Here is a 9,903-nt window from a genome sequence, read left to right on the forward strand (position 1 = left end):
TCTGCCTGAAGCGCGGCGAGGTGCAGCCCTGGAGCGAGTGGCATCGAAACGCCACGGCCTCGGACGGGCTCTCGACCCGCTGCAGGGCGTGCCGAGCGGTTGAAGGGCGGCCTCGCCACCTCAAGCGCGACTACAACCTCACCGAAGCCGAGCGCGACGCGATGGTTGCCTCCCAGTACGGGATCTGCGCGATCTGTCTATCTGCCCCGCCCGTGCATGTGGATCACTGCCACAAGACGGGTAGGGTCCGAGGCGTACTGTGCTTCAACTGCAATTCGGCCATCGGCAAATTGAGGGACAAGCCCGACGCCGCTCGCCGAGCCGCTGCTTACCTGGAAGGAAACTTGTGGAAGCCAACACTCGTAGCACCGGGCGTCTACCAGCTGCCTTCCTGACGCCTGGGTCCTCCTCGTTCATGGACTTCCTCGGTGAGCACCAGCCGGAGCTGCTGCCCGGCAGGCGGCAGTTGCCGCCGACGCAGGGGGTGATCGAGGCGCCGCACGGGACGACGATCGTGGCGGTGACCTTCCCCGGGGGCGTGGTGCTCGCCGGTGACCGCCGGGCCACGATGGGCAACGTGATCGCTCAGCGGGACATCGAGAAGGTGTTCCCGGCGGACGAGTACTCGGCCGTCGGCATCGCCGGCACCGCCGGTCTCGCCGTGGAGATGGTGAAGCTCTTCCAGCTGGAGCTGGAGCACTTCGAGAAGGTCGAGGGCGCTCAGCTGTCGCTGGAGGGCAAGGCCAACCGGCTGTCGACGATGATCCGCTCCAACCTGGGCATGGCCATGCAGGGGCTGGCGGTGGTGCCGCTGTTCGCCGGGTTCGACGTGGACCGGGGCAAGGGACGGATCTTCTCGTACGACGTGACGGGCGGCCGTTCCGAGGAGCACAACTTCGCGGCGACGGGTTCCGGTTCGATCTTCGCGCGGGGCGCGATGAAGAAGCTGTTCCGTGACGACCTGTCCGAGGAGCAGGCGTCCACACTGGTGGTGCAGGCTCTGTACGACGCGGCCGACGACGACTCCGCGACCGGTGGTCCGGATGTCGCCCGCCGGATCTACCCGATCATCACCGTGATCACCGAGGACGGTTTCCGCCGGCTCACCGAGGACGAGGCCTCCGAGCTGGCCCGTGCGGTGCTGGCGCGCCGTCTGGAGGAGCCGGACGGCCCGCGCGCGGCGCTGCTCTGAGGCGCTCGGCGTCTGTTGTGAAGGTGATCCCAGTGACTTCGACGGAACCCTAAGGAAGGGGTCGGATACCGGTGTCGACGCCGTTCTACGTCTCACCTCAGCAGGCCATGGCGGACCGTGCCGAGTACGCCCGCAAGGGCATCGCGCGCGGTCGCAGCCTGGTGGTGCTCCAGTTCGCCGACGGCATCGTGTTCGTCGGTGAGAACCCGTCCCGTGCGCTGCACAAGTTCAGCGAGATCTACGACCGGATCGGTTTCGCGGCCGCCGGCAAGTACAACGAGTACGAGAACCTGCGGATCGGCGGTGTGCGGTACGCGGATCTGCGTGGCTACACCTATGACCGTGACGATGTGACGGCGCGTGGTCTTGCCAACGTGTACGCGCAGACGCTGGGCACGATCTTCTCGTCGGCGGCGGAGAAGCCGTACGAGGTGGAGCTGGTGGTGGCCGAGGTCGGGGAGAGCCCGGAGGGCGACCAGATCTACCGGCTGCCGCACGACGGTTCGATCGTGGACGAGCACGGTTCGGTCGCGGTCGGTGGTAACGCGGAGCAGATCAGCAGCTATCTGGATCGTGAGCACCGGGAGGGCATGACCCTGGCGGAGGCTCTGAAGCTGGCTGTGACGGCTCTGTCGCGCGAGTCGAACGGGACGCAGCGGGAGATTCCCGAGGAGCGTCTGGAGGTGGCGGTCCTGGACCGTACGCGTCCGCAGAAGCGCAAGTTCAAGCGGATCGTCGGTCCGCAGCTGTCCCGGTTGCTGGAGGCCGGCGGTTCGGCGGCGGCCGACGAGACCGACGAGGCGGAGGAGTCCGGCGGGGACGTCGAGTAGCGGTCCGTCGCGTTTTTGCGCGCCGCGCCCCGTCCGGGAGTCCCCAGGGCGGGGCGCGGGTGTGTTCCGGGAGCCCTTTGGGTGCTCAGGAGGCTCTCGGGGGCGCTGTGGAGCCGCGTACGACGAGTTGGACGGGGATGTCCCCGGCTTCGGGTTCGCGGCCGTCCAGGACGGCGAGGAGGGCTCGCATGCCCTGTTCGCCGAAGCGTTCCGCGTCGAGTCGCACGGTGGTGAGTTCGGGGTCGATGGCGGTGGCGAGGGCGAGGTCGTCGAGGCCGGTGACGGAGATGTCGTCGGGGACGCGCAGGCCGAGGCGGCGCAGGGCTTTGTAGGCGCCGGCGGCGAGTTTGTCGTCGTCGCAGACGAGGGCGGTGGGGTGGGGGCCGGGGGTGGCGAGGGCCGCTTCGGTGGCGGCGAGGGCGCCTTCGATGGAGATGGGGGCGCGGACGGTTCGTACGGTGGTGCCGGGGGTGCGGGCCGTGCGCGCGGCGAGTTCCCGGGCGCGTACGTCGAAGGTCCAGGAGGCGATGTCCGCGGCGAGGTGCAGGAAGTGCCGGTGGCCGAGGCCGAGGAGGTGTTCGGTGACCTGGCGTACGCCGTCGGCGATGTCGAGGTTGACGGTGGCGGCGCCGAGGCTGCCCGCGGGGTCGCTGTCGAGCATGACGAGGGGGAGCTGGTCGCCTCGGATGGCGGTGAGGGCGTCGGCGGCCATGGAGGAGGCGATGACGCCGTCGAGGGCGGCCTGGGCGGAGGCGAAGGGGTCGCGGGCCGGGCCGATGCCTTCGGGGGAGGGGTAGAGGACGACTCCGAAGCCGTGTTCGGCGGCCACCCGGGCTGCGCCGGTGTAGACGCCCGCGAAGAACTCGGTGGTGAGGGCGGGTACGACGAGGAGCACGGTGCGGGTGTGGCCGAGGCGGAGGTTGCGGGCGGCGAGGTTGGGGCGGTAGCCGAGGTCGCGGGCGGCCTCGCGGACGCGCTCGGCGGTGGTCTCGGAGACGCGGCCGCGCCATTTGTCGCCGAGTACGAGGGACACGGCGGCCTGGGAGACGCCGGCGGCCTGGGCGACGTCGCGGCTCGTGGGGCGCGTGCTGCTGCGTGCCACCGGGGGCGGGCTCCTTCGTCTGGACGTGTGAACTGCGCACATGGTACGTATGGGAGCCGGGGTTATACGTAAAACTTGGAGGCGGGTCATGGCCGCGGGGTACCTGGAGATCCTCAGGGCGAGGCACGCGGCCCGGCTGCTGACGGGAACGCTGGTGGGCCGGCTGCCGAACGCGACCGCGGCCATCGCGATCGTGCTGTTCGTGCGCGCCGAGGGCGGTACCTACGGCCTGGCGGGGGCGCTGGCCGCGGTGTACGGCGTGGCGAACGCGGTGGGCCAGCCGGTCCTCGGGCGGCTGGTGGACCTGTACGGGCAGCCGCGTGTCCAGTTGCCCGCGGCCTGCGCGTCGGCTCTCGCGATGGCCGGTTTCGCCTTCGCGGGGACCGGGGCGCTGCCGCTCGCGTACCCGGCCGTCGTGGCGGCCGGGTTGTTCACGCCGCCGTTGGAGGGCGGTCTGCGGGCCCTGTGGCCGAGTGTGCTCGGCGGTGCGGAGCGGGTCCACACGGCGTACGCGATGGACGCGGTGGCGCAGGAAGTCATGTTCACCGTGGGACCCTTGCTGGTGACGTTGTGTGTGTCGCTGTGGTCGGCGCAGGCGGCGCTGCTGGTGGTGAACGTGCTGGGGGTGCTGGGGGCGCTCTCGGTGGTGGTGTCGCCGCCGTCGCGCGCGTGGCGTTCGGCGCCGCGCGCGGCGCACTGGCTGGGTGCGCTGCGTTCGCCCGGACTGCTGGCGTTGCTGGCCGCGTTCCTCTTCGTGGGTATCGCGCTGGGGTCCATCACGGTGGCGTCGGTGCCGTACGCGGACGACCACGGCGGTGCCGCGGTGTACGGCTGGCTGATGGCCGCCCTGGGGCTCGGTGCGCTGCTCGGGGGCACGGTCTACGGGGCGCGGCAGTGGCGGGGGGAGCCGGCGCGGCGACTGCGGGTCCTGGTGGCGCTTCTGGCGGTGTGTTACCTGCCGCTCACGCTGATGCCCGGCGCGGTGGCCATGGTGCTGCTCACGGTTCTCGCGGGGGTGTTCCTGGCGCCTGCGATCGCGTGTGCGTTCGTGCTGGTGGACCGGCACGCGCCGAGCGGGACGGTCACCGAGGCGTTCTCCTGGCTCGTGACGACGTTCACGGTGGGTTCGTCGGTGGGAACGGGCCTCGCGGGTCCGGTCGTCGAGGCGGGCGGGGCACTGTGGGGGTTCGTGGTGCCGGCGGTGGCGGGGGGTGTGTCGTTGCTGGTCCTGGTGGTCACGGGGCGGGTCCTCGCAGTTCCCGGTGGGGGTGCGGTGGTTGTGGCCGCTTCGGAAAATGATCCAAATCGTGCTGTCGAACCTCGTTTCAGGTCGGGGGATCGGGCGTAATGTTCAGTCATGGACCGCCGCATTTTCGGGCTGGAGAACGAGTACGGCGTCACGTGCACGTTCAGGGGACAGCGCCGCCTGTCGCCTGACGAGGTGGCGCGGTACCTCTTCCGCCGTGTCGTGTCATGGGGCCGTAGTAGCAATGTCTTTCTGCGGAACGGCGCCCGGCTGTATCTCGACGTGGGCTCACATCCGGAATACGCGACACCCGAATGTGACAATGTGACCGAACTGGTCACTCACGACAAGGCCGGCGAGCGCATTCTCGAAGGGCTGTTGGTGGACGCCGAACGACGCCTGCACGAGGAAGGAATCGCGGGCGACGTCTACCTTTTCAAGAACAACACCGACTCGGCGGGCAACTCCTATGGTTGCCACGAGAACTATCTGGTGGCGCGGCACGGGGAGTTCTCCCGGCTCGCGGACATCCTCATTCCGTTCCTGGTGACCCGCCAGCTGCTGTGCGGCGCGGGCAAGGTGCTGCAGACGCCGCGCGGTGCGGTGTACTGCGTGAGCCAGCGGGCGGAGCACATCTGGGAGGGCGTGTCGTCGGCGACGACGCGTTCCCGGCCGATCATCAACACGCGGGACGAGCCGCACGCGGACGCCGAGCGGTACCGCCGGCTGCACGTCATCGTGGGCGACTCGAACATGTCGGAGACGACGATGCTGCTGAAGGTCGGTGCCACCGACCTGGTGCTGCGCATGATCGAGGCGGGCACCGTGATGCGGGACCTGACCCTGGAGAACCCGATCCGGGCGATCCGCGAAGTCAGCCACGACATCACGGGCCGGCGCAAGGTGCGCCTGGCCAGCGGCCGGGAGGCGTCGGCGCTGGAGGTGCAGCGGGAGTACTACGAGAAGGCCGTGGACTTCTGCGAGCGGCGTGGTATCCGCACCAGCACGGTCGAGCAGGTGCTGGAGCTGTGGGGCCGCACCCTGGACGCGATCGAGGCGGAGGATCTGGACCGGATCGGTACCGAGATCGACTGGGTGATGAAGTACAAGCTCATCGAGCGGTACCGGGCCAAGCACAACATGACCATGTCTCATCCGCGGGTGGCGCAGATAGACCTCGCCTATCACGACATCCACCGTCGTCGTGGTCTGTATTACCTGCTGGAGAAGAAGGGTCAAGCCGCGCGGATCTGCAATGACTTGAAGATCTTCGAGGGCAAGTCGGTGCCGCCGCAGACGACTCGGGCGCGGCTGCGGGGTGACTTCATCCGGCGGGCGCAGGAGCAGCGGCGGGACTTCACGGTCGACTGGGTGCACCTGAAGCTCAACGACCAGGCACAGCGCACGGTGTTGTGCAAGGACCCGTTCCGTTCGGTGGACGACCGGGTGGAGAAGCTCATCGCCGGTATGTGAGCGGATGCTGTGGTACGCCACACGGGCGCCGTACGTTTCCCGTACGGCGCCTGCGTCGCGTCGTAGAGTTGCGCGCACGCCATCCGCAAGATCGACCGATTACGAGGCTCTTCCGTGCGCCGACGCTCTCTTCTCCTTGCCGCCGTTCCCGCAGGGCTGGTCACACTCGCCGGGTGTGGTGACAAGTCGTCCTCCTCCAGCAAGGCCAGTGCGTCGCCGTCGGCCTCGGCGTCGTCGGTGCCGCCGCCGAAGATCGTGGACGGGCCGCTGCCGGCGATCACGGCGGGCACGAAGTTCGGTGAGAAGCCGACGGCGGCCAAGGGCAGCGGGGACCCGTCGAAGAACCTGGCGGTCAAGACGGTGATCGCGGGCAGCGGGAAGACGGTCGCGGAGAACGACTTCATCCAGGCCGACTACCTGGGGCAGATCTGGTCCTCGGGGAAGGTGTTCGACCAGTCCTACGACCGGACGCCGCTGCTGCTGCAGCTGGCCCAGGGCAGCATCATCGACGGCTGGCGGTATGCGCTGGCCGGGAAGAAGGCCGGCAGCCGGGTGCTGATGGCGGTGCCGCCGACGTGGGGCTACGGCACGTCGGGCAACGCCCAGGCGGGCATCAAGGGCACCGACACGCTGGTGTTCGTGGTGGATGTGCTGAACTCGTTCAACTCGAAGAGCTCCAGCACGGGCAAGGAGGTCGCGCAGAGCGACGCCGCGCTGCCGAAGGTGGGCACGAACACGGACGGCAAGGCTCCCTCGATCGACGTTCCCAAGGCCGATCCGCCGAAGAAGCTGGTCTCCGCCTACGTCCTGGAGGGGGACGGGGCGGAGGTGAAGGCGTCGCAGACGGTCCTGTGCCAGTTCAAGGGTGTGGTCTGGGACGGCGGCAAGACCTTCGAGCAGACGTACGACAGCGGGCGGCTGGCCCAGTTCTCGGTCGAGCAGATGCAGGAGGTCGTCAAGGGCCTGGCGCAGGGCCTCACCGGCAAGAAGGTCGGCAGCCGGGTGCTGGTCGTCGTGCCGCCGGACCTGGCCTACGGGAACAACCCGCCGAGCGGTGGTGTGGTGAAGAAGGGGTCCACGCTGGTGTTCTCGGTGGACATCCTGGCGGCGATGTAGCCGGGCGGGCACGAGCGCGGCCGGGATGAAAGACTGTGCGGGTTCCGTGTCGTACACAAGCAGGAGCTAGAGACGTGAGCATCGACAAGCCCGAGATCGACTTCCCTGGCGGCGAGCCCCCGGCCGACCTGGAGATCAAGGACATCTGGGAGGGCGAGGGCGAGGTGGCCCAGGCGGGCCAGACCGTCACCGTGCACTACGTGGGTGTCGCGTTCAGCACCGGCGAGGAGTTCGACGCCAGCTGGAACCGCGGGACGCCGTTCCGCTTCCCGCTGGGTGGCGGCCGGGTCATCAAGGGCTGGGACCAGGGCGTGCAGGGCATGAAGGTCGGCGGCCGTCGCCAGCTGACCATCCCGGCCCACCTCGCCTACGGCAACCAGAGCCCGACGCCGGCGATCCAGCCCGGTGAGACGCTGATCTTCGTCGTGGACCTGCTCGCGGTCTGATCCCGGTAACCCGGTCGGAAGCGGCTGGACGAGAGCCCGTGCCATGCGCACGGGCTCTCGCCGTTTGTTGGGTCCTGTCCGTTTCGGCCCTCGTTGTTCGGACTGGCTTTTGCCGTGACGCTGCGGAGCGGTACGGTCAACAGTCAGGAGCACCATAGGGAAGGCGAAGGGCGTCGATGGCCATTGCCAAGGCCGAGCGGCTGATGAACCTGGCGCTGTGTCTGCTGGGGACTCGGCGGCCGCTCAGCAAGCGTGAGCTGCGGGAATCCATTGAGGCCTACCTGGAAGCCGGGTCGGACGACTCCTTCAACCGGATGTTCGAGCGGGACAAGGACGATCTCCGTGAGCTCGGTCTGGTGATCGAGACCGTCGAGAACCTGGACGGCGAGGTCGGCTACCTCGCGCGCCGCGACAGCAACCGGCTGCCTCCCGTCACCCTGGACGCCGAGGAGGCCGCCGCCCTCGGGCTCGCCGCCAAGGTCTGGCAGCAGGCCCGGCTCGCCGGGGCGGCCAGCGGCGCACTGCAGAAGCTGCGTGCTGCGGGGCTTCCCGAGGACGTCGACCCGTACGAGGCGCACGGTGCCCTGGAGCCGCGGATCCCCGTGCACGAGGCCGCCTTCGAGCCGCTGATGCTGGCCTGCCGCGACCGCCGCCCGGTCGTCTTCGACTACCGCAAGGCCACCGCCGCCCACCCCGAGCCACGTCATGTGGAGCCCTGGGCCCTGGAGTGCTGGCGCGGCCACTGGTACCTGGCGGGCTGGGACCGCGACCGGGGTGCCGAGCGGGTGTTCCGGCTGTCCAGGATCACCGGGAAGGTGCGCTCCCGGGGCACCGGTTTCACCGCGCCGGTCCCGGACGTCGTCACCGTGCGCGAGACCGTCGCGAGCTGGGCCGGGGAGGTCGCCGACCGCTCGGCGCTGATCCGGCTGCGCTCCGGCGCCGGCTACCCCCTTCGGGCGAAGGCCACGGTCGTCCGGGAACTCGGCGACGGGTGGGACGAGTTGGAGATTCCGTACGGGCACGGCCTGGACGCCTGGCTGGTGGAGTTCGCGGCGGACGTGATGGTGCTGGAGCCGGCCGAGCTGCGTGCGGACGTGGTGGACCGGCTGCGTGCCGTGGCCAAGGGCTGAGGGGGAGCGGAGCAAGACAGTGGCAGGCAAACCGGTCAGGCCCGTCAACGCCATCGACCAGACCCGGCGGATGCTCTCCCTGGTGACCTATCTGCGCGAGCGCCCCGGCGCCCGGATCGCGGACGTCGCCCGGGCCTTCGGCATCACCGAGGACGAGCTGGTCTCCGACCTGGACGTGCTGCCCATGTGCGGCACCAGCTTCCGGGGCGGTGACCTGCTGGACATCGACACCGACGGCGAGCGGATCTGGTGGCACAACGTCGCCGCGCTCGGCGAGGACGCCGCCGAACCCCTCCGGCTCGCCGCCGACGAGGCGACCGCGCTCCTGGTCGCCGCCCGTGCGGTGGCCACCCTCCCGGGGCTCCGCGAGGGCGACCGGCAGGCCCTGCTGCGGGCCACCGCCAAGGTGGAGACCGCGGCCGGCGAGGCGGGCGACGCCAGCGCGCGGCTGTCGGTGACCTTCGAGTCCGAGGGCGGGGTCTTCGCCGACGTCGACCGGGCGATCTCCGAGCGCCGCCGGCTGTGGATCCGCTACTACTCGCCGGCCCGCGACGAGGTCACCGAACGCGAGATCGACCCCATCCGCCTGGTCAGCGTCGGCCACACCTACGTGGAGGCCTGGTGCAGGCGCTCCGAGGCCCGGCGTACCTTCCGGCTCGACCGGGTGGCGGAGATCAAGATCCTGGACGAGCCGGCCGCGCCCCCGGAGATCGAGCTGCGCGACCTGTCCGAGGCGCTGGTGCAGCCGGCCGCCGAGGATCCCGAAGTGGTCGTCGAGGTCGGCCCGGCCGGCCGCTGGGTCGCCGAGTACTACCCGCACGACAGCGCGGATGAGCTTCCCGACGGCGGGCTGCGTATCACCCTGCGCACCCCCGATCCGGCCTCCCTGCGCCGGCTGGCGCTCAGGCTGGGCGGCGACGGCCGGATCGTGTCACCGCCCGAGCTGGCCGACAGCGCCCGCCGGGCGGCCCGCGAGGCATTGGCGGCGTACGACCGTGTCGTACGCACCGATCAGCACGGGCGTGAGTGAGCCCCGGGGCGACGGCGCCTTGACGGCGAACGACCAAGAAGGAGGGGCGAGGGATTTGAGCGAGTCTTCGGGTTCCGGCGCGGGGGAGATCACGGTCGCGACCGCATTCGCCGGGATGAGAAGAGTGGTCCCCGTGGTGTTCAGGGCCGGCTGCCCGGACTGCCGGGGCAGCTTCGAGCTCGCGGCGAGCGCCCTGCGCCTGGCCATCGGGGCCACCAGCAAGACGACGTTCTACTCCTTCACCCGCTCCCTGACGTCCCTGCCGGTGGAGTTCGCTCCCCGGTGAGCACAGGAGACGGCGGTGCGGAACGCTGCCGGTCCCGGCCGCCCTCCGCACC

The 9,903-nt window shown here is 70.0% G+C and carries 10 protein-coding genes and 1 pseudogene; 10 read left to right on the forward strand and 1 reads right to left on the reverse strand.

Features of this window, described 5'->3' with window-relative positions:
• From ABZ646_RS31575 to prcA, 3 genes are all read left to right on the forward strand, one after another.
• Positions 1-395: endonuclease VII domain-containing protein (locus tag ABZ646_RS31575; RefSeq protein ID WP_360526363.1), on the forward strand; the 395-nt coding region annotated here is incomplete at its 5' end.
• Complete coding sequence (gene prcB, locus ABZ646_RS31580; RefSeq protein ID WP_360526366.1) at positions 347-1,192, forward strand: proteasome subunit beta; 846 nt, start codon at positions 347-349, stop codon at positions 1,190-1,192. The genes ABZ646_RS31575 and prcB, both read left to right, overlap by 49 nt.
• A 71-nt stretch (positions 1,193-1,263) precedes the next feature.
• Positions 1,264-2,022 (forward strand): proteasome subunit alpha, encoded by a 759-nt coding sequence (gene prcA, locus ABZ646_RS31585; RefSeq protein ID WP_360526369.1) that lies wholly within the window; start codon positions 1,264-1,266, stop codon positions 2,020-2,022.
• An 85-nt stretch (positions 2,023-2,107) separates the two neighbouring features.
• Here prcA and ABZ646_RS31590 read toward each other — a convergent pair whose 3' ends face one another.
• Complete coding sequence (locus ABZ646_RS31590; protein WP_360526372.1) at positions 2,108-3,124, reverse strand: LacI family DNA-binding transcriptional regulator; 1,017 nt, start codon at positions 3,122-3,124, stop codon at positions 2,108-2,110.
• Positions 3,125-3,212: 88 nt separating this feature from the next.
• Between ABZ646_RS31590 and ABZ646_RS31595 the strand changes: the two genes are divergently transcribed.
• From ABZ646_RS31595 to ABZ646_RS31625, 7 genes and pseudogenes are all read left to right on the forward strand, one after another.
• Positions 3,213-4,472: an MFS transporter gene (locus ABZ646_RS31595; RefSeq protein ID WP_360526375.1), complete on the forward strand. Its 1,260-nt coding sequence runs from the start codon at positions 3,213-3,215 to the stop codon at positions 4,470-4,472.
• A gap of 9 nt (positions 4,473-4,481) precedes the next feature.
• Positions 4,482-5,843, forward strand: a complete 1,362-nt coding sequence (gene pafA, locus ABZ646_RS31600; RefSeq protein WP_360526378.1) for a Pup--protein ligase — start codon at positions 4,482-4,484, stop codon at positions 5,841-5,843.
• A gap of 114 nt (positions 5,844-5,957) precedes the next feature.
• Positions 5,958-6,959 (forward strand): FKBP-type peptidyl-prolyl cis-trans isomerase, encoded by a 1,002-nt coding sequence (locus tag ABZ646_RS31605; RefSeq protein WP_360526381.1) that lies wholly within the window; start codon positions 5,958-5,960, stop codon positions 6,957-6,959.
• A gap of 74 nt (positions 6,960-7,033) precedes the next feature.
• A complete protein-coding gene (locus tag ABZ646_RS31610; RefSeq protein WP_360526384.1) occupies positions 7,034-7,405 on the forward strand; it encodes an FKBP-type peptidyl-prolyl cis-trans isomerase in 372 nt (123 codons plus the stop codon).
• A gap of 176 nt (positions 7,406-7,581) precedes the next feature.
• Positions 7,582-8,535, forward strand: coding sequence for a WYL domain-containing protein (locus tag ABZ646_RS31615; protein WP_360526387.1), 954 nt, complete (start codon positions 7,582-7,584; stop codon positions 8,533-8,535).
• Between the two features lie 19 nt (positions 8,536-8,554).
• Positions 8,555-9,565: a WYL domain-containing protein gene (locus ABZ646_RS31620; RefSeq protein WP_360526390.1), complete on the forward strand. Its 1,011-nt coding sequence runs from the start codon at positions 8,555-8,557 to the stop codon at positions 9,563-9,565.
• 55 nt (positions 9,566-9,620) lie between these two features.
• Positions 9,621-9,809: pseudogene (locus ABZ646_RS31625) on the forward strand (hypothetical protein); the annotation flags it as partial.
• Positions 9,810-9,903: the final 94 nt, after the last annotated feature.

The organism is Streptomyces sp. NPDC007162, assembly GCF_040634175.1.
Classification (GTDB): Bacteria; Actinomycetota; Actinomycetes; order Streptomycetales; family Streptomycetaceae; genus Streptomyces.

Excerpts from the sequence above, each read along its gene's own strand:
- ABZ646_RS31615 (WP_360526387.1), top strand. The coding sequence starts at position 7,582 with ATGGCCATTGCCAAGGCCGAGCGGCTGATGAACCTGGCGCTGTGTCTG.
- pafA (WP_360526378.1), top strand. The coding sequence starts at position 4,482 with ATGGACCGCCGCATTTTCGGGCTGGAGAACGAGTACGGCGTCACGTGC.
- ABZ646_RS31595 (WP_360526375.1), top strand. The coding sequence starts at position 3,213 with ATGGCCGCGGGGTACCTGGAGATCCTCAGGGCGAGGCACGCGGCCCGG.